The following is a 24227-nucleotide window of genomic DNA, read 5'->3' on the forward strand; positions in this document are numbered from 1 at the left end:
GACAAGCTGGCCACGGCCTCATCACAGACTGAATTACACACAGGTCGCCGCAGGCGGCGATCGCAACATAGGAGAGCAGGGACTGCAGATGGCCGAATTGACCATCAACGCCGACGACGTCCGTAATGCACTGAACGAGTTCGCGGCATCCTACGAACCCGGAACGGCCGAGCGCGTTGAAGTTGGCCGCGTAACCACCGCCAGCGATGGCATCGCACGTGTGGAGGGCCTTCCCTCCGCCATGTCGAACGAGCTGCTGCGTTTCGAAAACGGCATCCTGGGCCTGGCCCAGAACCTCGACACCCGCGAAATCGGTGTCGTTATCCTCGGTGAGTTCACCGGCATCGAAGAAGGCATGGAAGTCCACCGCACCGGTGAAGTCCTCTCCGTGCCCGTCGGTGACAACTTCCTCGGCCGCGTCGTCGATCCCCTCGGCGAACCGCTCGACGACATGGGACCGATCGAGGCCGAAGGCCGTCGTGCCCTGGAACTTCAGGCGCCGGGCGTGACCCAGCGTAAGTCGGTCCACGAGCCGATGCAGACCGGCCTCAAGGCCATCGACGCCATGATCCCGATCGGCCGCGGCCAGCGCCAGCTGATCATTGGCGACCGCCAGACCGGCAAGTCCGCCATCGCGATCGACACGATCATCAACCAGAAGGCCAACTGGGAGTCGGGCGACGTCAACAAGCAGGTCCGCTGCATCTACGTTGCCATCGGCCAGAAGGCATCCACCATTGCGGCCGTCCGCAAGACCCTGGAAGAGAAGGGTGCGCTCGAGTACACGACCATCGTGGCCTCTCCGGCATCCGACCCGGCAGGCTTCAAGTACCTGGCTCCTTACGCCGGCTCGGCCATCGGCCAGCACTGGATGTACGGCGGCAAGCACGTCCTGATCGTGTTCGATGACCTCTCCAAGCAGGCCGAGGCCTACCGTGCCGTCTCCCTCCTCCTTCGCCGTCCGCCGGGACGCGAAGCCTACCCGGGCGATGTCTTCTACTTGCACTCCCGCCTCCTCGAGCGTTGCGCCAAGCTCTCCGACGAGCTGGGCGCCGGTTCGATGACCGGCCTGCCGCTGATCGAGACCAAGGCCAACGACGTTTCGGCCTACATCCCGACCAACGTCATCTCCATCACCGACGGCCAGATCTTCCTGCAGTCGGACCTCTTCAACGCCAACCAGCGTCCCGCTGTGGACGTCGGCATCTCGGTGTCCCGCGTCGGCGGTTCCGCCCAGGTCAAGGCCATGAAGAAGGTCTCCGGTACCTTGAAGCTGGAGCTGGCGCAGTACCGCGACATGCAGGCCTTCGCGATGTTCGCCTCGGACCTCGACGCCGCTTCCAAGCAGCAGCTCGAGCGCGGCGCACGCCTGACGGAACTGCTCAAGCAGGGCCAGTACTCGCCGTTCCCCGTCGAGGAGCAGGTCGTCTCGATCTGGGCCGGCACCAAGGGCTTCCTTGACGATGTCCCGGTTGAGGACGTCAACCGCTTCGAGTCGGAGTTCCTGGAGCACCTTCGCCACCGGTCGCAGGCACTGACGACCATCGCGCAGACCAACGTGCTCGAGGATTCCACGGTCGAGGAGCTGACCGCGCAGATCACCGAATTCAAGAAGGGCTTCTTCGGTGAAGGCGACAACCAGCTCGTCGGCGCAGGCCATGAGGAGTATGACGCTCTGGCCCAGGACGCCGTCGACCAGGAACAGATCGTCCGGCAGAAGCGCTAATTCGTTTTCGCTGGCTGAGCGGGGGCCGGGTTCGTCCCTCCGCGCGAAGAACCCGGCCCCGCTCAGCCAGGGGGGATTAGGAAAGGAAAAGTATGGGAGCCCAGATTCGGGTCTACCGCCAGAAGATCGCCTCGACGAGTTCGATGCGCAAGATGTTCAAGGCGATGGAACTGATCGCTGCCTCTCGTATTGGCAAGGCGCGCAGCCGGGTGGCTGCATCGCTGCCTTACGCCAATGCGATCACCCGTGCCGTTTCTGCTGTGGCATCGCAGTCCGAGATCGACCATCCGCTGACCACCGAACCGGAGCAGATCCGGCGGGCGGCCGTGCTGGTGCTGACTTCGGACCGCGGCCTGGCAGGGTCTTACTCGGCTTCGGTCCTGAAGCAGGCACAGTCCCTGACCGAGCTGCTGCGCGGAGAGGGCAAAGAAGTCCAGCACTACCTCGTCGGCCGTAAGGCGCAGGCTTACTTCGACTTCCGCGGTCTTGACTACCAGCAGGTCTGGACCGGCGGAACCGATTCGCCGTCCTTCGACATTGCACGTGAGATCGGCGATGCCGTCCTCGGCGCGTTCAGCACGCCGTACGAAGACGGCGGCGTCGACGAGATCCACGTCGTCTACACGCGGTTCAAGTCCATGGTCTCCCAGGAGCCGACGGTCATCCGCCTGCTCCCGCTGGAGGTCGTGGAGCAGGAGGCAACGTCCGAGTCGGAGCTGCTGCCGCTGTACGAGTACGAGCCCGAGTCCGAACAGGTCCTGGACGCCCTGCTGCCGCGCTATATCGAGTCGCGCATCTTCGCAGCGCTGCTCCAGGCTGCTGCGAGCGAGCTCGCCGCCCGCCAGCGCGCCATGAAGTCGGCAGGCGACAACGCAAACGAGCTGATCAAGAAGTACACCCGTTTGCGCAACAACGCACGCCAGGCCGAGATCACCCAGGAGCTCACCGAGATTGTCGGCGGTGCCGACGCACTGAGTGCGTCCTGACCGCTGAGCTCGAAGCACTCCATCAAGACCGTAAACTTAACCACGCATCTAACTGAGAAGTGAGAGAGATGACTGCCCAAACCATCGAGCACGGAACCGGTTCCGTCGCCTCGGGCGCCACTGGCCGTATCGCCCGTGTGATCGGCCCGGTTGTCGACGTCGAATTCCCGGCCGACGCAATCCCCGAGATGTACAACGCCCTGACCGCCGAGATCACCCTCAACGGCGAGACCCACACCATCACCTTCGAGACCTCGCAGCACCTGGGCGACAACCTGGTCCGCGCGATCTCGCTGCAGGCGACCGACGGCCTTGTCCGCGGCACCACGGTGCAGGACACCGGCGCGCCTATCTCGGTTCCGGTCGGCGACGGCGTCAAGGGCCACATCTTCAACGTGCTGGGCAAGCCGCTGGACGTCGAAGAGACCCAGCTGGAAATCACCGAGCGCTGGCCCATCCACCGCAAGGCTCCCCGCTTCGCGGACCTCGAAAGCTCCACTGAGATCCTCGAGACCGGCATCAAGGTCATCGACCTGCTGACCCCGTACATCAAGGGCGGCAAGATCGGCCTGTTCGGCGGCGCCGGCGTTGGCAAGACCGTGCTCATCCAGGAAATGATCACCCGTGTGGCCCGTAACTTCGGCGGCACCTCCGTGTTCGCCGGCGTCGGCGAGCGTACCCGTGAGGGCAACGACCTCTGGGTGGAAATGGAAGAGGCCGGCGTCCTGAAGGACACCGCCCTTGTCTTCGGCCAGATGGATGAGCCGCCGGGAACGCGCCTGCGCGTGGCACTGTCGGCCCTGACCATGGCGGAGTACTTCCGTGATGTGCAGAACCAGGACGTGCTGCTCTTCATCGACAACATCTTCCGCTTCACCCAGGCCGGTTCCGAGGTGTCGACCCTGCTGGGCCGCATGCCGTCCGCCGTGGGCTACCAGCCGAACCTGGCCGACGAAATGGGCCTCCTGCAGGAGCGCATCACCTCGACCAAGGGCCACTCGATCACGTCCATGCAGGCCATCTACGTGCCTGCTGACGACTACACCGACCCGGCTCCGGCAACGACCTTCGCCCACCTGGATGCGACCACGGAACTCTCGCGCGAAATCGCGTCCCGTGGTCTCTACCCGGCCGTGGACCCGCTGACCTCCACGTCGCGAATCCTGGACCCGCAGTACATCGGCCAGGCGCACTACGACGTGGCGATCCGCGTGAAGCAGATCCTGCAGAAGAACAAGGAACTCCAGGACATCATCGCGATCCTGGGTGTCGACGAACTGTCCGAAGAAGACAAGATCGTCGTCTCCCGCGCGCGCCGCATCCAGCAGTTCCTGTCGCAGAACACCTACACCGCCAAGCAGTTCACCGGCGTCGAGGGCTCGACCGTCTCCATCAAGGACACCGTCGAGGGCTTCAAGGCCATCTGCGACGGCGAGCTGGACCACATCGCAGAGCAGGCCTTCTTCAACGTCGGCGGCCTCGACGATGTCGAGCGGAACTGGGCCAAGATCCAGGAACAGACCGGTAAGTAAAGCCCATGGCTAACGAAACAGCTGATCTGGAAGTTGAGATTGTCGCAGCGGACCACTTCGTGTGGTCCGGCGCGGCGTCCTTGGTCAAGGCCCGTACCGCCGACGGCGAGATTGGGATCCTGCCCGGCCACACTCCGGTCCTGGCCATCCTTGCGCCCGGAGAACTGGCCATCCAGCCCGTCAACGGCGACCGCATCACTGTCACCGTCGACGGCGGGTTCTTCTCCGTTGACAGCAACCGGGTTGTGATCGTGGCGGACAACGCCACGGTCAACGACTTGGCCACGGCTTAGGCCCAACTGGCGGCGCCAGTGAACGAGCTATCCGTCGCGTTCGTTGTCCTTGCGGCATTGTTCGTGCTGCTCGTCCTGGCGCTGCTGGCTTTCGGGGTGCGCCGCTATCAACTGCGGCGCGCCCTGGGAACCTTCGACGCCTCCATTAGCCTGCTGCCCGGCAGCTGGCAAATGGGGGTTTGTCGTTATGCGGACAAGCACTTGGAATGGCTGCGGCTGTTCTCGCTAAGCCCCCGCCCGCGCCATCGGTTCCGGCGCAGCGCGCTCGAGCTGAAAGGCTGGCGCCAGCCAACCGAGGACGAACGGCTGAGGATCCAGCCGGGGGCTATCGTCGTGATGCTGACCCACGACAAGCAGGAACTGCTGCTGGCGATGAACTACGATGTCTACGCCGGATTGTCCTCCTGGCTCGAAGCCGGTCCCGTGATCGGCATCGGAACTTGGCGCTGAGCGGAACGCGGCGTACATGGACCGGATACAGCGGCTCCCGATGGGGGCCGCTTTCGTTTTACCCATCTGACCCCCTATTAGGATGAGCAACATGGAAGACGTCATTGTCGTCACCGGACCCACCCGGCTTTCCGGGCAGGTCGACGTGGCCGGAGCCAAGAACAGTGTCCTGAAGCTGATGGCCGCTGTGCTGTTGGCCGAGGGCCGGTCCACGATCACGAATGTGCCCAACATCCAGGACGTCTGGATCATGGCCGAACTCCTCCGCCGGCTGGGCTGCGGCGTGGAGTACGACGTCGAGCGGGCGGCTGTGCACATCGACGTTCCGTCCGCGCCGGCGCACCAGGCTGACTACGACCTGGTCCGGGCCATGCGGGCGTCCATCTCCGTCCTGGGTCCGCTGGTGGCCCGGTGCCGGCAGGCCGAGGTGGCGCTTCCGGGCGGCGATGCCATCGGATCCCGCGGCCTGGACATGCACCGGAGCGGACTCGAGCTGATGGGCGCGGAGATCGTCATCGACCACGGGTACCTGGTGGCGAAGGCCCCCGACGGGCTGAAGGCGGCGCACCACCGCCTTTCATTCCCTTCGGTCGGCGCCACGGAGAACCTGATGATGGCCGCGACCCTGGCCGAGGGCGTGACGACGATCGACAATGCCGCGCGGGAGCCGGAGATTTCCGACATCGCCCGGCTCCTGGTTGCCATGGGCGCCCGGATCGAAGGGATCGGGTCGCCCACGCTGGTGATTACCGGCGTCGAACGCCTCCAGCCGGTTACGCACCGCACCGTGCCGGACCGCATTGTGGCCGGCACCTGGGCCTTCGCGGCCGCGATCACGGGCGGCCGGGTCGACATCCGGCATGCCGATCCGTCCCATCTGGGGGTGGTCCTGGACAAGCTGGAGCAGGCCGGGTGCACGGTGGAGCGCCGCACCGACGGTTTCGTGGTGGAGGGTTCCGGCAGGCCGTCGCCGATCAACGTTTCCACGCTGCCCTATCCCGGGTTTCCCACTGACCTGCAGCCCTTCGTGGTCGCGCTGAACGCCGTCGCCACAGGAAACGGCATGGTGACGGAGAACGTTTTCGAGGCGCGCTGGGGATTCACCAACGAGCTGGCGCGCCTCGGCGCCATCGTGCGGCTGGACGGGCATCACGCGCTCATCAAAGGGGTCCCGCAGCTTTCCGGGGCGCCGGTCGACGCCAACGACATCCGTGCGGGCGCGGCCCTCGTGATCGCCGGACTGGTCGCCGACGGGATGACGGAGGTCAGGGGAGTGGACCACATCGACCGCGGCTACGAGAATTTCGACGCGAAACTGCGCGCCTTAGGGGCGGTCGTCGAACGGCGGGGCAACGAAGCGGATCCGTTGGCCGCGGCCAGGCTGCTGCGTTAAAGCGAGGAAGCCTCCCGGAAAACCGGGAGGCTTCCTTGCTGTCCGGCCTGCGCCGGGAAGCCAAAGCGAGACTAGATAACGGTAACGCCGGTCGCCTGGGGGCCCTTGGCGCCCTGGCCGATCTCGAAGCTTACGCGCTGGTTCTCGTCCAAGGTCTTGAATCCGCCGGTCTGGATTTCGGAGTAGTGGACGAACACGTCTCCCTCGGAATCATCCGGAGTGATGAAGCCGAAGCCCTTTTCAGCGTTGAACCACTTCACGGTCCCCTGTGCCATGTATTTCTCCTCAATACGGTACTTCTTAGACCGGTGCCCTTTGCGCCGGTCCTGGTCACTCCACGGAAGACCTCAGGTTCCGGCAGGCCGCCGAAGCGTATGAGGAGCTTCACGCTCGCAACTACATGTCTTGCGAGCATGAAAAACTCACCTACACAAAGACTGAGTTAAGCATCACATAGGCATTTGGGCAGGTCAACGCTCATTTGCGAGATTCAACCTTTTGTTAAGCCAAAGTTCCCTGCGGCCGTCACTGCAGCCAGCGGCCCTTCCGGAGAACGGCATTCAGTCGCAGTTCCGGGCTCAGCACAATGACGTCGGCGCGCAAGCCCGCATGGAGGCTGCCCACCTCGTCCGCCAGGCCGAGGACGGCTGCCGGCACGCTCGTGGCGGATCTCAGCGCCTCGGCGAACGGCACGCCGGATCCGACGGCAGTGCGGACGACATCGAGCAGGGTCGAGGTGCTGCCGGCAAGCGTTCCTGTGCCGGCCAGGGTCGCGCGGCCCCCGGACACCGTGACCAGGCGCCCGCCGAGTCCGTACTCGCCGTCGTCGAGCCCTGCGGCGGCCATGGCATCGGAGACCAGCATGATGTTGGCGGCACCGACGAGTTCGAAAACGGTGAGGATAGTCTGCGGGTCCAGGTGCGTGCCGTCGGCAATCAGTTCCACCGCTGCGGCCCCCGCGGCGGCGGCGCGCAGGCAGGCAGCGGCCGGCCCGGGGGACCGGTGGTGCAGCGGCGGCATGCCGTTGAACAGATGCGTCACGGTCGGGCGGGCACTGTAGCCGTCGAAGCCGGCGGACGCGAGCCCCTCGGACGCGCGTGCCAGCGAGGTGGCGGCGGTGGCGGAATCGCAGGCGGTATGGCCGATGGACGGGATGACACCGTGGGCCGTCAGGTGATCGGCCAGTTCGCCGGCGCCGGGCAGTTCGGGGGCGTAGGTCATGGTCCGGAGCTGGCCCTGGCCCGCCTCGATCAGCCGGGCCAGCAGCTCCAGGTCCGGGTCGCTGAGGTGGGCGGGCTCCAGGGCGCCGGAGCACTCGGTCGAGAGGAAAGGCCCCTCGGCATGGATGCCGGCCAGCAGCCCGTCGGAGCAGAGTCCGGCGAGGACCTGCAGGGCGGCCAGCGCCTGGGCCGGCGGGGCCGGAACCACGCTCGCCAGCAGCGTGGTTGTCCCGCTTTGGTGCAGGAACGCGGCGGCCCGGCGGGCGGCGGCGTCGTCCGCGGAAGAGAAATCGGCTCCGTACCCGCCGTGGCAGTGCATGTCCACGAGTCCGGGCACCAGGATGCTGCCGGCCGGCAGTTCATGTTCCTGGCGCCCCTGGGGCGAAAACTGCGGATACGGGCCCGCGAAAACCAGGCGGTCGCCGTCGTACGCCACGACCCCGTCCTCGACGACCGTGCCGTCGCTGACGATCCGCCCGCGGAGGAAGGCGCCGCCCGTTCCGGTGTGGCCGCTGGCTTCCATAGCCGACAGTCTAAACGCCGGCGAGCCGGCCTCAGAAGAGCCGGGACTCGATATCGTCGACGCCGCGCATGGCGTCATAGTCCAGCGTCAGGCAGTCGATGCCGCGGTCTTCGGCGAGGACCCGTGCCTGCGGCTTGATCTGCTGGGCGGCGAAGACGCCCTTCACGGGGGCCAGGAGCGGGTCGCGGTTCAGCAGCTCGAGGTAACGGGTCAGCTGCTCCACGCCGTCGATGTCTCCCCGCCGCTTGAGCTCCACGGCGACTGTGCCGCCGTCGGCGTCCCGGGCAAGAATGTCGACCGGGCCGATGGCCGTCATGTATTCGCGGCGGATCAGCGAGTAGCCGTCGCCCAGGGTGTGGATCTGCTCCGCGAGCAGCCGCTGCAGGTCCGCTTCGACGCCGTCCTTGACCAGCCCGGGGTCCACGCCGAGGTCATGGCTGAACTCGTGCAGCTGTTCGTGGATGTGGATAACGAGGCGGTCGTCGCTCTTCGCGTGCTGGACGTTCCACACCTCGGTGACGCCCTCGGGGGTGTCGCCCTCGACCGGCTCGTTCACGCGGAGCGTGGCGGGAGGGCTCATCCAGTTGAGCGGCTTGTAGGAGCCGCCGTCGGAATGGATCAGGACCGAGCCGTCCGCCTTCACCATGAGCAGGCGCGTGGCCAGGGGCAAATGGGCGCGGAGACGGCCGATGTAATCAACAGAGCAACGGGCAATAACGAGACGCACAGTAGGCCACCTTACCGTCAGTTTGTCGAGCCTCGCCGGACGCGGGCAGAATGGGCCTATGCCCCGCTCCAATCGCCCGCGCCGACGGCCGGCCCAGCCTTCGGGCAAGTGGAGTCGCGGCGATGAGCTGGATCTGGAGCGGGCCCGCTTCGGCATCCCGGAGCGTCAGAGCGCACCCGACGGCGAGTGGAATGTGCGGCGTATCACCCAGCGCAACGCCGTGAAGGACTACAGCTGCCCGGGCTGCGGCCTCACCATTGCGCCCGGTGTGGAGCACGTCGTGGCCTGGCGGGAGGATTCCCTGTTCGGCGCCGAGGCGGCGCTGTCCGAGCGGCGGCACTGGCACCACCACTGCTGGAAGACCCGCAGCTTCCGCTACCGGGGCTGAACGCCGCCGGCCGCGGACTCAGCGCCGGTCCTGCCGGACAATCACCACTTCCTTCAGCAGGAGCATGACTGCGGCGGCGGCCGGAATCGCCATCAGCGCGCCGAGCACGCCCATCAGAGTGCCGCCGGCAATGACGGCGATGACCGCCACGGCCCCGGGAACGGCCACCGCGCGCTGCATAATCCGCGGCGAAACGAAGTAGGCCTCGAACTGCAGGTAGGCGAAGTAGATCACGGCGAACAGCGTGGCGGTCTGCCAGCTTACGGTCAGTGCCACCAGCGAGACCATCACACCTGCGATCATTGCGCCGACCAGGGGGATGAAAGCCAGCAGCGCGACCAGGAACGCCAGCAGTACCGCGAAGGGGACACCTGCGATGTTCATGGCGATGAAGGCCACGGTGGCATTGATCAGCGCGACGCAGGCCTGCCCGATTACGTAGCTGCCGACGCTGCCGGTGATCTCCTCGGCGAGCACCTGTACCCGCTTGCGGCGGGAGCGCGGCGCGAGCCGGTACGCCCAGATCTTCAGGGCCGGCAGCGAGGCCAGGAAGTACAAGGTCAGCACCAGGACAATCAGGACCCCGAAGGCCCCCTGCAGGACGGCGCTGCCGACGCCGAGGACTCCGCCGAAGATGCCGGTCACGGCCTCGGAGTTGGCGAAGAACTTGGCTACTTCCTCTTCAACGCGGCTGCGTACCTGGAACTGCTGGTCGATGGACTGGAAGAAGGCGGAATTGAGGAAGTTGTCGGCGTACTCCGGACCGTTGGCCACGATCTGGGCCGTCTGGTTCACGATCGTGGGGATCAGGGTGGCAAAGAATGCGGCCAGCGCGCCCGCGAGGGCCAGAACGACGGCGACGACGCCCGCCGGCCGCGGCAGGCCCTTGTTTTCCAGCCAGCGGACGATCGGATCGAGGCCCAGCGCGATGAAGAGCGCAGCCGCGATCCAGCCCAGCAGCTGGCCGATATTGGAGAGGATGAAATACAGCAGCAGTGCCAGGCCTACGCCGACGGTGCCCATGAAGCCGAAGTGGATGGGGTGGCGGGCGGCGCCCTGGGTTCCGACCATGGCCGCCACGGCCTTTTCGTCCTCCAGGGTCAGTGCTTCGGGTGGCATCTCGAACCGGACGCGCGGCTGGGCCCGCGGGAAGGACGCACCGAGCCGGCCGAGGGCGTGCAGGACGGACCGGTGGCCGCCCGGGCCCGGCGCTGCGGAAGCCTCCGGCCCGGCGGCACCTGCGGGCGTACCGCCGTCGCCTGGCTCCTGCGGTTCGGCAGGTCGTTCCTCGTGCTCCGTCAAGCGAATGCCCTGTTCAGTCGGCCCCGCGGCTGCGGGAAGATCGTTGTGGATGAGACTATCGGCGTGCCCATCGCTCCCGGTGGACGGTACAGCCGACAACGCACTCTAACAGGCGATTCGTTACCATTGGGTTATAAACCCTGGCCTCCCGGCCTGCAGCAGCCGGCCGGCGCGCGGCATTGCCTGCGGCTGAGTTGGTGGTCAGGTCCGCTTCCCGTGACAAACGTTAGGTTTTTTTGTGCGTTCGAAGACTGCCATCGCCCTGATCGCAGCCGGCCTCGTGGCCATCTTGCTGGGCATCGGGTTCCGCACCATCTGGGCCCCGCCGGAGACGCTCTCGGCCAGCTACTCGGCCGGAGATTCGACGGCCCCGGTGACGGTGATCGAACCGGCAGTCTTCGGCGTCCACGATGAACGTGTGGACATTTCGGTGGAGTCCGACGGCGAATTCCTCCTTGCCGTGGGACGCGCGGGCGACGTCGATGCCTGGGTCGGCAAGGCCGCCCACACCTCGATCAGCGGCGTCGACGGCGGCCAGCTGCAGGCCGAGACCGTCAAGGGCGATGCCGAGGTGCCCAACCCCGCCGGATCGGACCTGTGGGTCAGCGAGGAAACGGCCGATGGCCAGGCCGACCACCGTTGGATCGCGCCTGGGGACGGCGAGTGGTCCATCCTGCTGGCGGCAGACGGCAAGCAGCCTGCCCCGACCGCCGTCACGGTCAGCTGGCCGAACGACAACAGCGCACCCTGGGGAATCGTCCTGGTCATCGTCGGCGCTCTGCTGGCGGTGCTGGGCCTGGCGCTCGCGGCCCTCGCGCGGCGGGGCGGGCCCGACTCCGGAGCGGGCGAACCGGCCGGCCGGCGTGCGGCTGCTGAAGCCTCCGGCTCGACGGCTTCCGGCACGGGGGAGGGCCAGCCGGCGCGCGGCGGCCTCCGGCTCCGCGCAGCAGAGTCGGTCCGTCCGGTGCTGGCCGTCGCTGCCGCCGGCCTCCTTGCCGCCACCGCCGTGCCGGCCCATGCGGGCGAGACAGCCGCGCCGAAGGAAGCCGGCGATTCGTACCCCGTGCTCCTGGAAGGGCAGCTCAACCGGATCCTGGACTCGGTGGAGGCCGCGGTGACTGCCGGCGACTCCGCCCGGGACGCCAAGGAACTGGCCCCGCGGGTCGGCGGTTCCGCGCTGACGCTGCGCAAGGCGAACTACACGGTGCGGGCCGAAAACCCGGACTTGGCAGCGCCCGCCCCGGTGTCGGCCGAGCCGTTGAAGACCGCCATGGTGGGAACCACTGCGGCCTGGCCGCGCACCGCCGTCGCCGTCACCCAGGGCAAGGAGAACCCGGTGCCGCAGGTCATCGTGCTCTCGCAGGCCGGGCCGCGGGAGAACTACAAGATGGTCGAGGCCGTGCAGATGCTGCCCGGCACCACCTTCCCGCAGGTCGCGAGCGAAGGCGGGGGAACCCCGGCCGTTGCCGCGGATTCCGCGGAGGGCCTGCTCCATGTGCCGCAGCAGGCGCTCGAAGTGCTGGCCGCCAACCTCAACAACGGCAAGAACCAGGACAAGGTCGGCAAGAACACCTTCGCCGAGCAGATCCGTGCCTTCCAGGACTCGCAGGTCAAGGCAAACAAGAACGCGGACATCACCTTCAGCCGCAAGGTGGAGCCGGAATCGGTGCGGGCACTGAAAACGGCCGACGGCGGTGCGATGGTTTTCGGCTACATCCGCAACGTGATGAGCAGCGTTCCTGCCGAGCCCGGCGCCACCGTCGAGCTCTCCGACGAGTTCGCCGCGCTGGCGGGGAAGAGCTCCACGGCGTCGGGCGTGGATGTCACCTACGGCGAGTCGGTGGCGGTCTACGTCCCGCCGGCCGGCGCCAAGGACCCCATCTCGGTCATCGGCGTGGCACAGGACCTCGTGGACGCCAAACTCAAGTAAAGCCTAGGCGGGCGGCGGATTCCTTCCGCCGCCCGCGATCGTACTAGGGTGATGTCATGACCACTCCAGCTTCAGGGCAGGGCCCTGCGCCAGCATCTGTCAACCTCCGCGGGGCCGTGGATCTGTCGTCGCTCAAGCGGCCGCAGGCCCAGGCTGCGGCTCCGGGACAGGGCGGTCCGGGCCAGCCGGAGGGATCGGCCGGAGAGCGCCCGGCCTACATCGTCGACGTCAACCAGGAGAGCTTTTCGGCCCTGGTCCAGCTCTCGGCGCAGGTCCCCGTCGTCGTTGAATTGACGGCGCCGTGGAGCGACCAAGCCCAGCAGCTTTCGGCTGTCACGGAGAAGGTGGCCACGGAATACGCCGGCCGGTTCGTGCTGGGCCGCGTTGACGTGGATGCCAACCCGCAGATCGGCCAGGCGTTCCAGCTGCAAAGCGTCCCGGCGGCGGTAGCCCTGCTCAAGGGGCAGCCGATTCCGCTCTTCCAGGGCGCCGCCGGCGAGGAGGAACTGCGGTCCTTTATCGCCGAACTGCTCAAGGTCGCCGAGGCGAACGGCGTCACCGGCTCCGCGCCGTCGGCCGAGGGTGAACCCCAGGAAGAACCGCCGCTGCCGCCGCTGCATCAGGAGGCCTTCGACGCCATCGAGGCCGGTGACTACGCGGCCGCAGCGGCGGCCTACCGCAAGGCCCTGGCCGAGTCACCCGCGGACAATGACGCCCGCAGCGGCCTCGCGCAGGTGGAGCTGATGCAGCGGCTGGAGAAAGCGGACGCCAGCGCGATCCGCGAAGCCGCGGCCTCGGCGTCGGACGACGTGGAGGCGCAGCTGGCGGTCGCGGACCTTGACGTAGCCGGCGGCCATGTCGAAGACGCGTTTGCCCGGCTGGTGAAGTTCGTCGGCCTGCATTCCGGCGAGGAACGGGAGGCCGCCCGGGCCCGGCTGGTGGAGCTGTTCGAAGTGGTCGGCACTGCGGACCCGCGCGTCTCGAAGGCACGCCAGGCGCTGGCCCGAGCCCTCTTCTAAATGCCCTCGCAGCTGTTCAGCCCCCTCACGCTGCGCGGCCTCACGCTGGCCCACCGGGGCTGGGTCGCGCCCATGTGCCAGTACTCGGTGCGCGGCGCCGACGAGCCCGGGACGCCGAACGACTGGCATCTGGTGCATCTGGGCCAGTTCGCAGCAGGGGGAGCTGCCCTCATCCTGACGGAGGCGACTGCGGTCAACGCCGCGGGCCGGATCAGCCCGCGCGACACGGGCATCTGGACGGACGAGCAGGCCGAGTGCTGGAGCAGGATCACGGATTTCGTGCACCGCAACGGTCCCGGCGGAACCAAGATCGGCATCCAGCTCGCCCATGCCGGCCGCAAGGCGTCGACGTACTGGCCCTTCGCGGCGGAAAGCGGCAGCGTCCCGGCGGCCCTGGGCGGCTGGCAGACCGTGGGGGCCACCGCGGAACCCTTCGGCCCCCTGGCCGCCCCGCAGGAGCTCGACGAGGCGGGCATCGCCGGCGTCATCCATGATTTCCGTGCCGCCGCCGCCCGGGCCGTCTGGGCCGGGTTCGACACGATCGAGCTGCACGCGGCCCACGGCTACCTGCTCCACCAGTTCCTGAGTCCGCTCGTGAACACCCGGGGTGACGCGTGGGGCGGTTCCGCGGCCAACCGGAGCCGCTTGCTGCTGGCCGTGGTGGAGGCCGTGCGCACCGTCATCCCGGACCGGATGCCGCTGCTGCTGCGGATTTCGGCCTCGGACTGGGCCCGGGGAGGGCTGGAACCGGACGAGGTCGCGGCCGTCGCGCTGGCGGCGGGTGAACGCGGCGTGGACCTGGTCGATGTCTCCAGCGGCGGGGCGGTACCCGGCGTGCAGATCCCGCTGGCACCCGGCTACCAGGTGCCTTTCGCCGCCCGGATCCGCCGTGCAACCGGGCTGCCGGTGGGCGCCGTGGGACTGATTTCGAAGACCAGCCATGCCGAACAGATTGTCGCCGACGGTGATGCCGATGCGGTCCTGCTGGCCCGCGCAGCCCTCCGCGATCCGCATTGGTGGCTGCGCGCCGCCGTCGACCTCGGGGTGGACTTGCCATGGGTCCCGCAGTATGAACGTGCCGCAGTAACGGAGAATTTTTAGTCGTACGGATTTAGTCCTAGCGGATGATGTGGCCGCGGGCGGCCGATTGCTAGTTTGGCCTCATGACTTCGCCCGATTTTGTCCAGCCCGCCGGCCCCGGGCCGCGGGAACCCTTGCCCGACGCCGGCCAGCGCGACGGCGCACGGACCAGCGTTGGCCTGGCCGGCAGCACCGGCGACGCCGGCCCGCACCATCCGCAGCCCGCGGCCCCCGCGCTGGCCCTGCGCGGCCTGGCCAAGCGTTTCGGCGCGAAGGTCGCGGTCAACGGCATCAACCTTGACGTGCCGGCGGGTTCCTTCTACGGCCTCGTCGGCCCGAACGGCGCCGGAAAGACCACCACATTGTCCATGGCGACGGGCATGCTGCGTCCGGACTACGGGCAGGTGTGGGTCCACGGCACCGACGTCTGGGCGCAGCCGCTGGCCGCCAAGAAACTGATGGGCGTCCTGCCGGACGGAGTGCGGCTCTTCGACCGGCTCACCGGCGAACAGCTGGTGACCTACGCCGGCCTGCTGCGGGGGATGGACCGCGGCACCGTGGCTTCCCGCGTCGCGGATCTGCTGCGCGCCCTGGACCTCGCCAACGACGCGGGGACACTGGTCGTCGACTACTCGGCCGGCATGACGAAGAAGATCGCGCTGGCCTCCGCCCTGATCCATGCGCCCAGGCTGCTGGTCCTGGACGAGCCCTTCGAAGCGGTGGACCCGGTCTCCGCCGCGAACATCCGCGACATCCTCCATGACTATGTTGCCTCCGGCGGCACCGTCATCGTCTCCAGCCACGTGATGGACCTGGTGCAGCGCATGTGCGACCACGTGGCCGTCATCGCCCAGGGCAACGTCCTGGCGGCCGGCACAGTGGACGAGGTCCGCGACGGCGCCAGCCTGGAGGACCGCTTTGTCCAGCTGGTCGGCGGCCGCGGCCAGTCGGAAGGACTGTCGTGGTTGCGCACCTCCTAAGGCTCAAACTCACTCTGCTGCGCAACGGATTCAAGCGCAGCCCCTGGCAGCTGGTCGGCGTCATCCTTGGCGCGTTGTACGCCGTGGGCGTGCTCGGCATGCTGCTGGTGGGGCTGGTCTTCCTGGGCAGCGGCGAACCGGACGTCGCCAGGACGGCCATCATCCTCGCCGGATCCGCGGTCTTCCTGGGCTGGGCGCTGATTCCGATGGTCGCCACCGGCGTGGACATGACCCTGGACCCGGCCCGGTTCGTGTCGTTCGCGGTCCCGATGCCGCAGTTGCTTGCGGGGCTGGCCCTGGGCGGGCTGATCGGCATTCCCGGCGCCGTCACATTGCTCGCCTCGCTGGCGCAGGCCGCGGCGTGGTGGCAGCACCCGGCGGCGATGATTGCCGCGGTGGTCTGCGCCGCCGTAGCGGCTGTGACCGCCGTCGTGCTTTCCCGGCTGACCACCTCGGCCTCGACCACGCTGGCGAGCTCGCGCCGGTTCAAGGACCTGAGCGGCGTGATCGGCATCATTCCCCTGATGCTGCTGGGCCCGATCATCATCGGAATCACGGAGGGGCTGGAGAGCTCGCAGGACTTCCTGCCGGCCCTGGCCGAAACGCTCGCGTGGACTCCGCTGGGCAGCATCTGGGCGGCCCCCGGGGACATCGCCCTCGGCCAATGGGGCACGGCGGCGGCGCGATTCGGCATCGGCGTCGCCTTCCTGGCGGTCATTGCCTGGCTGTGGAAACTCAGCCTCGCCCGGGCGCTGGTCACACCGCCCTACAACGCCGTAACGCGCCGCGGGGCTGGCAGGCTCGGCTGGTTCTCCCGCTTCCCCGCCACGCCGACGGGGGCAGTGGCGGCGCGGGCGCTGACCTACTGGTTCAAGGATCCGCGCTACGGAGCCTCCCTGATCTCCATCCCGCTGATTCCCGTGGTGATGGCCTTCGCGTTCGCGCCCGCGGGAGACTTCGGCTTCATGCTGTGGCTCGGGCCCATTATGGCGTTCCTGCTGTCCTTCGCGATCTCGGCGGACATTTCCTACGACAACACCGCCTTTGCCCTCCATGTCATCTCCGGCGTCAACGGAAGAGCGGACCGGGCCGGCCGGGTCATTGCCTGCGCGGCGTTCGCGCTGCCCGTGACCGTGGTCTTCGCCGTGGCGCCGTTCTTCTTCCTCGGCTCCTGGCAGCTCCTTCCGGCAACGCTGGGGCTGTCGCTGGGGGTGCTGCTCAGCGGCCTGGGCCTGTCCAGCGTGGTGTCCGCCCGGTACACCTACAACGTGCCGCTGCCGGGGGAGAGCCCCTTCAAGACGCCCCCGGGGTCCGCCGCGCGGATGATGATTGTCCAGATGCTTGGCATGCTGGTGCTGGTCCTGATCGCGCTGCCGGAAGCCGCCCTGGCCCTGGCAGCCCTGATCACCGGCGCCCCGCTGTTCAGCTGGCTCGCGCTGGCGATGGGCTTGGTGCTCGGCACGGCCCTGCTGGTGATCGGCGTGCGGGTCGGCGGTGCGTGGTACGACAGGCGTGCGCCGGAACTGCTGCAGGCCGTCGCGATCAACCGGTGAGCCGCGCAGGGGGACGAGCCGCTAAGATGGTTCCATGACTTTGCCCCCTGATCCTTTCGAAAACGACCCGTACCGCCAGCCCCAGGGACCGGGCGGTTCGACCGCGACGATTGAACGGGAAGAGCAGCGCGAAGAGCTCGAGCCGGGCGATCGGGAGCGGTTTGCCCATTACGTGCGCAAGGAAAAGATCATGGAGTCCGCGCTCTCGGGGGAGCCCGTGATCGCGCTCTGCGGTAAGGTATGGGTTCCCGGCCGGGACCCCAACAAGTTCCCCGTCTGCCCGGAATGCAAGGAGATCTACGAAGGCCTCCGCCCGGGCAAGGATGACTCCGGTAAAGACAAGTAGCATCTGACACGCCTCCGGCCAGCCGGCTGACCCGCCGGCTGGCCGTGTTTTTGCCGTGCCCGCATGCCGCAAACGATCAATCAACGCACTGCAAGGAGCTTTTCGCCCAGATGAGCCAGGAGACGACTCTTTTCGGTTCCGGCCCGGCGCTGCCTCCGGCGTACCCGGAACGGGCGGCGTGGGGGACCGCACCCAAACTGCGCCAGTGGCAGGCCGAAGCGCTGGAAAAATACTTCACCCTGGCACCCCGGGACTTCCTCGCCGTCGCTACGCCGGGCGCCGGCAAGACCACGTTCGCCCTTCGCGTTGCCACCGAGCTGGTGGAGCGCGGCACGGTTAACCGGATCGTCGTCGTTGCCCCCACGGACCACCTCAAACGCCAGTGGGCCGATGCGGCCGCCCGCGTGGGACTGTCCATTGACCCGAACTTCAAGAACTCCGACGGCCAGCACGGCAAGGATTTCATCGGCGTCGCTGTCACATATGCCCAAGTGGCCATGAAGCCGATGCTGCATCGGGCCAAGACGGAGGCGGCCAGGACGCTGGTGATCCTCGACGAGATCCACCACGGCGGCGACGCGCTCAGCTGGGGCGACGGCATTCGGGAGGCGTTCGATCCGGCCGCGCGGCGGCTGGCGCTCACCGGCACGCCGTTCCGTTCGGACACGGCCGCCATCCCCTTCGTGGAGTATGCCGAGGACCGGGACGGCATCCGCCGCTCCAAGGCGGACTACACCTACGGCTACGGCAACGCGCTGAAGGACCACGTGGTGCGGCCCGTGATCTTCATGGCCTATTCCGGCCAGATGCGCTGGCGGACCAGTGCCGGAGACGAGTTCTCGGCCTCGTTGGGCGAGGCCGCCGTCACCAAGGACATCACCGCCCAGGCATGGCGGACCGCCCTGAACCCGCAGGGACAGTGGATTCCGTCGGTGCTGGCGGCCGCGGACAAGCGCCTGACGGAGGTGCGCCGCGCCGTTCCGGACGCCGGCGGCCTGGTCATCGCCACGGACCATGAGGACGCGCGTGCCTACGCCGGCCAGCTGAAGAGGATCACGGGCGAATCGCCCACGGTGATCCTCTCCGACGATGCCGGCGCCTCCGAAAAGATCGAGGAGTTCTCCGCCGGGGAAACGCGCTGGATGGTCGCAGTGCGCATGGTCTCCGAAGGCGTGGACGTTCCGCGTCTTTCCGTGGGCGTCTATGCGACGTCGACGGCGACGCCCCTGTTCTTCGCCCAGGCGATCGGCCGCTTCGTGCGGGCCCGGAAGCGCGGCGAGACCGCGTCCGTGTTCCTGCCGTCGGTACCGAACCTGATGGAGCTGGCCAACCAGATGGAGCTGGAGCGCGACCACGCGCTGGACCGGCCGGACAAGGACAACGACGAGGACTTCATCCCCGAAGAGGCCCTGATGGAGCAGGCCAACCGAGAGGAGAAGGCCTCCGACGAGCTCACCCGGCAGAAGTTCGAGGCCCTCGAATCCCAGGCGTCCTTTGACCGCGTCCTTTTCGACGGCGGCGAATTCGGCACCGGCGGCGAGCTCGGCTCGGAAGACGAACTCGATTTCCTCGGCATTCCGGGCCTCCTGGATGCCGAACAGGTCGGCCAGCTGCTGCGGCAGCGCCAGCAGGAGCAGCAGTCGCGCAAGCGCCGCCAAGGCACAGGCGCTCCCGCACCCGAACCCCACGTCGTCGACCACCGCCAGCTAACCGAACTGCGCAACCAGCTGGCCAAGAACGTGTCTGCCTGGTCGGCCCGCTCAGGCATGCCGCACGGCATGGTGCATTCGGAACTGCGCCGGATCTGTGGCGGTCCGGCGGTGGCCCAAGCGAACGAGGAGCAGCTGAACAAGCGCCTGAAGAAGCTCCAGGACTGGTTTATCGGCCGCAAGTAGCACGGCCGATACGTCAGTCCTGGAGCACCTCGACCCCGTTGTCCTCCAGTTCGGCGATGGTAGCGGTCACGCGTTCGGCGTTGATGCCCGCCGTCAGCGGCAGCAGCACCGAGGTGGTGTAGCCGGCCTGCACCGCGTCCAGCGCCGTGGCCCGGACGCAGTAGTCCGTCGCGATTCCGGTGATGACCACTTCGTCGACGTCGTTCTGCCGCAGCCAGTCGTCCAGGGAGATGACGTCCTCGGCCGTGCCGGCATCCTCGTCATCAAGGTCCCCCGTGGCCACTTCGTCCTCCGGCGCCAGCACGCCCTCGAAGCCGGAGTAGGCGGCCTCGAACGCGCCCTTGCGGAAGTACGCGTCGATCGGCTCGGTATCCAGCTCGGGGTGCAGCTGGGCTCCCTTGGACCCGGCCACGCAGTGCTTCGGCCAGCTGTCGACGAAGTCCGGGCTGTCGGAGAAGTGGCTGCCCGGATCCACGTGCCAGTCCTGGGTGGCGACCACGAAGTCGTAGCCTGCTGCGTTGTTTTCCAGATGCTCGCTGAGGTCCGCGGCGACCTGCGCCCCGCCCTCGACGCCCAGCGGCCCTCCCTCGCAGAAGTCGTTCTGCACATCAACTATGACCAGTGCCCGTGTCATGCCTGCTCCTCGAATTCCGTGGGAATAACTGCTTCGCCGCGCTGCAGCCGGCGGTGGGTCCCGGGCAGCTCCGCGAGCGAGAGCCGATGCCGCTCGGCGGCGCGCTGGACGGCCTCCGCCCCGGTGAAGCCCGGCAGCAGCTCGCCGTTCTTGACGAACTGTTCCAGCAGCGGCCGGTCATTGCTGTCGCTGTCGGGACGGTGGCCGATGCCGATGACTTCCGCGGTGGCCACGCCGCGCTCGTCCAGCCGGCGCAGGGCGTACTTGCGGCCGCCCTTGGAAATCTTGTTCTTGGCCGCCTTCGCCACCGGGACCTGGACGCCGTCGTCGTTCTCCCGGCTCACCAGTTTGTACACCATGCTCGCGGTCGGGGCACCGGACCCGGTGACGAGCTCGGTGCCGACGCCGTAGGAGTCCACCGGCGCTGAGGCCAGCGCGGCGATGGCGTATTCGTCCAGATCCGAGGTGACCGTGATGTGCGTGTTGTGGTTGCCCAGGTCGTCGAGCAGCCGGCGCACCCATTGGGCCTGGGTCACGAGGTCGCCCGAATCCAGCCGGACTCCGCCTAGGTCCGGCCCGGCGAGTTCGACGGCGGTGCGCACCGCGGCTTCGACGTCGTACGTATCCACCAGGAGGGTGGTGCCGTGCCCCAGCGACGCGAGCTGGGCGGCGAAGGCATCCCGCTCGCTGTCATGCAGCAGGGTGAAGGAGTGGGCGGCCGTGCCCACGGTCTTGATCCCGTAGCGGTACCCGGCCTCCAAGTTGGACGTGCTGGTGAAGCCGCCGATCATCGCGGCTCGGGCTGCCGCCACGGCCGATTCCTCCTGCGTGCGGCGCGAGCCCATTTCGATGCAGGGCCGCTCGCCGGCCGCGGTCGTCATCCGGGAGGCGGCCGAGGCGATGGCACAGTCGTGGTTGAGGATCGAGAGGATGTATGTTTCGAGCACGCATGCTTCGGCGAAGCTGGACTCGACGGTGAGGATGGGGGAGTAAGGGAAGTATGCCTCGCCCTCGGCGTAACCGTAGATATCGCCGCTGAACCGGAAGTTGGCCAGCCAGTCGATAGTCGGCGCGTCCACGACCTTGGTCCTGGCGAGGAAGTCCAGCTGGTCCTCGCTGAACGTGAAGTTGCGGATCCCCTCCAGGATGCGGCCGGTGCCGGCCACCACGCCGTACCGCCGGCCGTCCGGCAGCCGCCGGGCGAAAGCCTCGAAAACCGAACGCCGGTGGGCAGCGCCCGAACGCAGCGCGGCCTGCAGCATAGTCAGCTCGTAATGGTCGGTGTAGAGGGACGTCGCGGGCGGAACCCAGCCTGTTTCGGTACTCACAGATCAAACTCTAATCAAGCTGCAGCGCTCTGAGTACCCGGGCGCCGAACGGGCGGCGGCGCAGGTCCTGCGCCTACAATGGAATTCATGTCATCAACAATTGAGCTGGTTCCAGCGCTGTCCGGGGTAGTGGGAAACACGGTTGTTGACGTCGAAGCGGAAACCGAACGGAATACCTTCCTCCGCGAGGACACCGCCACGGACGTGCCGTGGGTTGTCCTCGTCTGGAACGATCCGGTCAACCTCATGAGCTACGTCAGCTACGTCTTCCAGAGCTACTTCGGCTATCCGGAGTCCAAGGCGAACACGCTGATGCTGCAGGTGCACCAGGAGGGCAAGTCCGTGGTCGCCACCGGCACGCGCGAAAAGGCGGAACGGGACACGCAGGCCATGCACTCGTTCGGGCTCTGGGCCACGTTCCAGAAGGCGAACCAGGCATAGGCATGGCGAAGGCATTCAGGAACACGCGCAAGGGAATCACCGGCGAGCTTGAGCGGGCCGAACGGGACTTGATCCGGCGGCTCTTCGACGACGTCATTAGCATGCTCGAGCCCGCGGACCGGGCCGATGAGGACCCGCTGGCGGCACTCGTCGGGCTGGACGCCACGGCGTCGAGGCCCGAGGACAGTGCGTTGCTGCGGCTCCTTCCGGACGGAATCAAGGATAACGACGACGAATCCCTGGAGTTCCGCCGCTTCACCGAGCGCTCGCTGCGCGAGGACAAGGTGGCCGCCCTGCGGGCCGGCTCGCTGCTGCTGGAGCAGAACCCCCTCCAGCTGACTCCGGAACAGGCGCAGCTGCTGGGCCGGGCCATCAACGACGTCCGCCTGGTGCTGGCCGACCGGCTCGACATCGAGACGGACGAAGACGCCCAGGCGCTGCACGAGATCGACGACTGGTCCCAGGCCGAAGACCTGCAGACCTACCTGGCCCTGGTCTACAACTTCCTGACCTGGCTGCAGGAGTCGCTGATGCAGTCGCTGCTGGCCGGCCTGCACCACCCGGGATCGCGGGCCTAAGGTGCTCTTTGTGCCGCCGCGGGGCAGCGCCATCCCCGTTATCCCGGGAAACAACCATGTGAATTGGCTTACACGGAACGCCTACGGGTTCTGCAACTCCGGACGCAGGAACTATTCTCGATAGATCATGAGTCCGGATGTCAGTGCAGCTTCGCGAACGATTCAACCTTCTGCCCCCATCGGCATTTTCGACTCGGGCGTGGGAGGCCTGACCGTTGCCCGCGCGGTCATAGACCAGCTGCCGCACGAGTCGATCCTGTACGTCGGGGACACCGCGAACGGCCCCTACGGACCCCTGCCCATCGCCGAGGTCAGGGCGAACGCGCTCGGCGTGATGGACGAACTCGTGGATTCCGGCGTCAAGCTGCTCGTGATCGCCTGCAACTCGGCCTCGGCCGCCGTGCTCCGCGATGCCCGGGAGCGGTACACCGCCCGCTACGGCATCCCGGTGATTGAGGTCATCCAGCCCGCGGTCCGGCGCGCCGTCGCCTCCACCCGCAGCGGCCGGATCGGCGTCATCGGCACCTCGGCCACGGTGGGATCGAGGGCCTACGAAGACACCTTCGCCGCGGCGCCGCACCTCGACGTGACCTCGGTCGCGTGTCCTCGGTTCGTCGAGTACGTCGAGGCCGGCGTGACCGCCGGGGACGAGCTGCTGAGCACGGCACAGGAATACCTCGCGCCGCTGCAGGACGCCGGCGTCGACACCCTGGTCCTCGGCTGCACGCACTACCCGCTATTGACCGGAGTGATCTCCTACGTCATGGGGGACGACGTCACGCTCGTCTCCAGCGCCGAAGAGACCGCGAAGGACGTGTACCGTGCGCTGGTCCGCCACGGGCTGCTCCAGCAGGACGGGGTCCCGCCGCAGCACCACTTCATCGCCACCGGCGACGCGGGCCAGTTCGAGGTGCTCGCCCGCCGCTTCCTCGGGCCCGAGGTGCGGACCGTCGAGCACGTGGACCACGTTTCCGCCCAGTACCCCACCGGGGCCATCGCGCGCATCACGGACGAGATGATCGCCGCCGCCCGCGCCGACTCAGCCCTCGCCGGCAGCGGCCGAGCGGCCGGTGAGGGCCCGGCAGGGGAGCGCGGATGAATCTCACCGTGATCGGCTGCAGCGGTTCCTTCCCGGGACCGCTGTCTCCTGCGTCATGCTATTTGGTCACAGCCTACGACGGCGAGCGGACCTGGCGGATTCTGCTGGACCTCGGCAACGGCGCCCTCGGCACCGCCCAGCGGTACATGGATCTGGAGGACATCGACGCAATCTTCCTGAGCCACCTGCACCCGGACCACTGCATGGACCTGTGCGGCCTGCACGTTGCGGTGCGCTGGAACCCGGACGGCTGGACGAAGGGCCGCATTCCGGTGTGGGGCCCCGCCGATACCGCGCTGCGCATGGCCACCGCCTACGGGCTCGACCCCGATCCGGGGATGACCGAGGAGTTCGAGTTCCACCACTGGGCCGACCGCGAAAGCGTCAAGCTCGGTCCGTTCGCGATCACCCCGTACCCCGTCCGGCACCCGGTGGATGAGGCCTACGCCATGCGCATAGAGGCGACCGAGCCGGGCTCCGACGGCCCGGTGACCCGCGTGCTGACCTACTCCGGCGATACAGATACATGCGACGCACTGGTCGAGGCGGCGCGCGGCTCGGACATGTTCCTGTGCGAAGCCGCGTTCCATGAGGGACGCGACGACGCGATCGAAGGCGTCCACCTCACCGGCAAACGCGCCGGTGAGACCGCCACCGAAGCCGCGGTGCAGCGCCTGCTGCTGACGCACCTGCCGCCCTGGAACGATTCGGTGCGGACGGTCGAGGAAGCTCGCGAGAGCTATACGGGCGACCTCGCGGTGGCCGTGGCAGGCGTCAGCTACGTCATCTAGCGTCTGCCGATAA

24 protein-coding genes are annotated in these 24227 nt (G+C 67.7%); 18 read left to right on the top strand and 6 right to left on the bottom strand.

Annotated elements, in window-relative coordinates; all coding sequences use genetic code 11:
- Positions 1-88: 88 nt before the first annotated feature.
- From atpA to murA, 6 genes are all read left to right on the top strand, one after another.
- Entirely contained in the window at positions 89-1726 is a 1638-nt protein-coding gene (gene atpA / locus WFH44_RS07095) for a F0F1 ATP synthase subunit alpha (RefSeq protein WP_264794965.1), read from the top strand.
- 92 nt (positions 1727-1818) lie between these two features.
- Positions 1819-2712, top strand: coding sequence for a F0F1 ATP synthase subunit gamma (locus WFH44_RS07100; protein WP_336712803.1), 894 nt, complete (start codon positions 1819-1821; stop codon positions 2710-2712).
- Positions 2713-2780: 68 nt separating this feature from the next.
- The gene (atpD, locus tag WFH44_RS07105) at positions 2781-4244 is read left to right on the top strand and encodes a F0F1 ATP synthase subunit beta (RefSeq protein ID WP_264794963.1); all 1464 of its coding nucleotides are present in this window, start codon (positions 2781-2783) and stop codon (positions 4242-4244) included.
- Between the two features lie 5 nt (positions 4245-4249).
- Complete coding sequence (locus tag WFH44_RS07110) at positions 4250-4537, top strand: F0F1 ATP synthase subunit epsilon (protein WP_264794962.1); 288 nt, start codon at positions 4250-4252, stop codon at positions 4535-4537.
- A gap of 18 nt (positions 4538-4555) precedes the next feature.
- Positions 4556-4987, top strand: a complete 432-nt coding sequence (locus WFH44_RS07115; RefSeq protein WP_336712805.1) for a DUF2550 domain-containing protein — start codon at positions 4556-4558, stop codon at positions 4985-4987.
- A 91-nt stretch (positions 4988-5078) separates the two neighbouring features.
- Positions 5079-6380, top strand: a complete 1302-nt coding sequence (gene murA, locus WFH44_RS07120; RefSeq protein ID WP_336712807.1) for a UDP-N-acetylglucosamine 1-carboxyvinyltransferase — start codon at positions 5079-5081, stop codon at positions 6378-6380.
- Positions 6381-6451: 71 nt separating this feature from the next.
- Here the strand turns inward: murA and WFH44_RS07125 are convergent, their stop codons facing one another.
- The 3 genes from WFH44_RS07125 to nucS all read right to left on the bottom strand — a co-directional run bounded on the left by WFH44_RS07125 (position 6452) and on the right by nucS (position 8850).
- Positions 6452-6655, bottom strand: coding sequence for a cold-shock protein (locus WFH44_RS07125; RefSeq protein WP_005268536.1), 204 nt, complete (start codon positions 6653-6655; stop codon positions 6452-6454).
- A 250-nt stretch (positions 6656-6905) separates the two neighbouring features.
- Positions 6906-8123: an N-acetylglucosamine-6-phosphate deacetylase gene (locus WFH44_RS07130; RefSeq protein ID WP_336712811.1), complete on the bottom strand. Its 1218-nt coding sequence runs from the start codon at positions 8121-8123 to the stop codon at positions 6906-6908.
- Positions 8124-8154: 31 nt separating this feature from the next.
- Positions 8155-8850, bottom strand: coding sequence for an endonuclease NucS (nucS, locus tag WFH44_RS07135; protein ID WP_264794958.1), 696 nt, complete (start codon positions 8848-8850; stop codon positions 8155-8157).
- A gap of 58 nt (positions 8851-8908) precedes the next feature.
- Here nucS and WFH44_RS07140 point away from each other — a divergent pair, with 58 nt between their 5' ends.
- Positions 8909-9238: a hypothetical protein gene (locus WFH44_RS07140; protein ID WP_336712813.1), complete on the top strand. Its 330-nt coding sequence runs from the start codon at positions 8909-8911 to the stop codon at positions 9236-9238.
- An 18-nt stretch (positions 9239-9256) separates the two neighbouring features.
- Here WFH44_RS07140 and WFH44_RS07145 read toward each other — a convergent pair whose 3' ends face one another.
- On the bottom strand, positions 9257-10540 hold the full coding sequence (locus tag WFH44_RS07145) for an AI-2E family transporter (protein WP_336712815.1): 1284 nt from the start codon (positions 10538-10540) through the stop codon (positions 9257-9259).
- Between the two features lie 238 nt (positions 10541-10778).
- On the opposite strand from WFH44_RS07145, the gene WFH44_RS07150 reads away from it, so the two are divergent.
- From WFH44_RS07150 to WFH44_RS07180, 7 genes are all read left to right on the top strand, one after another.
- Positions 10779-12470, top strand: coding sequence for a hypothetical protein (locus WFH44_RS07150; RefSeq protein WP_336712817.1), 1692 nt, complete (start codon positions 10779-10781; stop codon positions 12468-12470).
- Positions 12471-12526: 56 nt separating this feature from the next.
- A complete protein-coding gene (locus WFH44_RS07155) occupies positions 12527-13489 on the top strand; it encodes a tetratricopeptide repeat protein (RefSeq protein ID WP_336712819.1) in 963 nt (320 codons plus the stop codon).
- Positions 13490-14590 carry an NADH:flavin oxidoreductase/NADH oxidase gene (locus WFH44_RS07160; RefSeq protein ID WP_336712820.1) on the top strand — a complete coding sequence of 367 codons (1101 nt, stop codon included), beginning with the start codon at positions 13490-13492 and terminating at the stop codon, positions 14588-14590.
- A gap of 62 nt (positions 14591-14652) precedes the next feature.
- Entirely contained in the window at positions 14653-15549 is an 897-nt protein-coding gene (locus WFH44_RS07165; protein WP_336712823.1) for an ABC transporter ATP-binding protein, read from the top strand.
- The gene (locus tag WFH44_RS07170; RefSeq protein ID WP_336712826.1) at positions 15531-17102 is read left to right on the top strand and encodes a transporter; all 1572 of its coding nucleotides are present in this window, start codon (positions 15531-15533) and stop codon (positions 17100-17102) included. The genes WFH44_RS07165 and WFH44_RS07170 overlap by 19 nt, the downstream gene beginning before the upstream one ends.
- 34 nt (positions 17103-17136) lie before the next feature.
- Positions 17137-17448 (top strand): DUF3039 domain-containing protein, encoded by a 312-nt coding sequence (locus WFH44_RS07175; protein ID WP_336712828.1) that lies wholly within the window; start codon positions 17137-17139, stop codon positions 17446-17448.
- 110 nt (positions 17449-17558) lie between these two features.
- The gene (locus WFH44_RS07180; RefSeq protein WP_336712830.1) at positions 17559-19343 is read left to right on the top strand and encodes a DEAD/DEAH box helicase; all 1785 of its coding nucleotides are present in this window, start codon (positions 17559-17561) and stop codon (positions 19341-19343) included.
- A gap of 13 nt (positions 19344-19356) precedes the next feature.
- On the opposite strand, the gene WFH44_RS07185 is transcribed toward WFH44_RS07180, so the two are convergent.
- Positions 19357-19977, bottom strand: coding sequence for an isochorismatase family protein (locus tag WFH44_RS07185; RefSeq protein WP_336712831.1), 621 nt, complete (start codon positions 19975-19977; stop codon positions 19357-19359).
- Positions 19974-21305: a nicotinate phosphoribosyltransferase gene (locus tag WFH44_RS07190; protein WP_336712832.1), complete on the bottom strand. Its 1332-nt coding sequence runs from the start codon at positions 21303-21305 to the stop codon at positions 19974-19976. Before WFH44_RS07190 ends, WFH44_RS07185 begins: the two co-directional genes overlap by 4 nt.
- 87 nt (positions 21306-21392) lie before the next feature.
- On the opposite strand from WFH44_RS07190, the gene clpS reads away from it, so the two are divergent.
- The 4 genes from clpS to WFH44_RS07210 all read left to right on the top strand — a co-directional run bounded on the left by clpS (position 21393) and on the right by WFH44_RS07210 (position 24214).
- Positions 21393-21746 (top strand): ATP-dependent Clp protease adapter ClpS, encoded by a 354-nt coding sequence (gene clpS, locus WFH44_RS07195; RefSeq protein ID WP_336712834.1) that lies wholly within the window; start codon positions 21393-21395, stop codon positions 21744-21746.
- A 2-nt stretch (positions 21747-21748) separates the two neighbouring features.
- Complete coding sequence (locus WFH44_RS07200) at positions 21749-22324, top strand: DUF2017 domain-containing protein (protein WP_336712836.1); 576 nt, start codon at positions 21749-21751, stop codon at positions 22322-22324.
- A gap of 127 nt (positions 22325-22451) precedes the next feature.
- Entirely contained in the window at positions 22452-23423 is a 972-nt protein-coding gene (gene murI / locus WFH44_RS07205) for a glutamate racemase (RefSeq protein WP_336712838.1), read from the top strand.
- Positions 23420-24214, top strand: a complete 795-nt coding sequence (locus tag WFH44_RS07210) for an MBL fold metallo-hydrolase (RefSeq protein ID WP_336712841.1) — start codon at positions 23420-23422, stop codon at positions 24212-24214. Before murI ends, WFH44_RS07210 begins: the two co-directional genes overlap by 4 nt.
- Positions 24215-24227 lie beyond the last annotated feature (13 nt).

It is taken from the genome of Arthrobacter sp. USHLN218 (assembly GCF_037144715.1).
Taxonomy (GTDB): domain Bacteria; phylum Actinomycetota; class Actinomycetes; order Actinomycetales; family Micrococcaceae; genus Crystallibacter.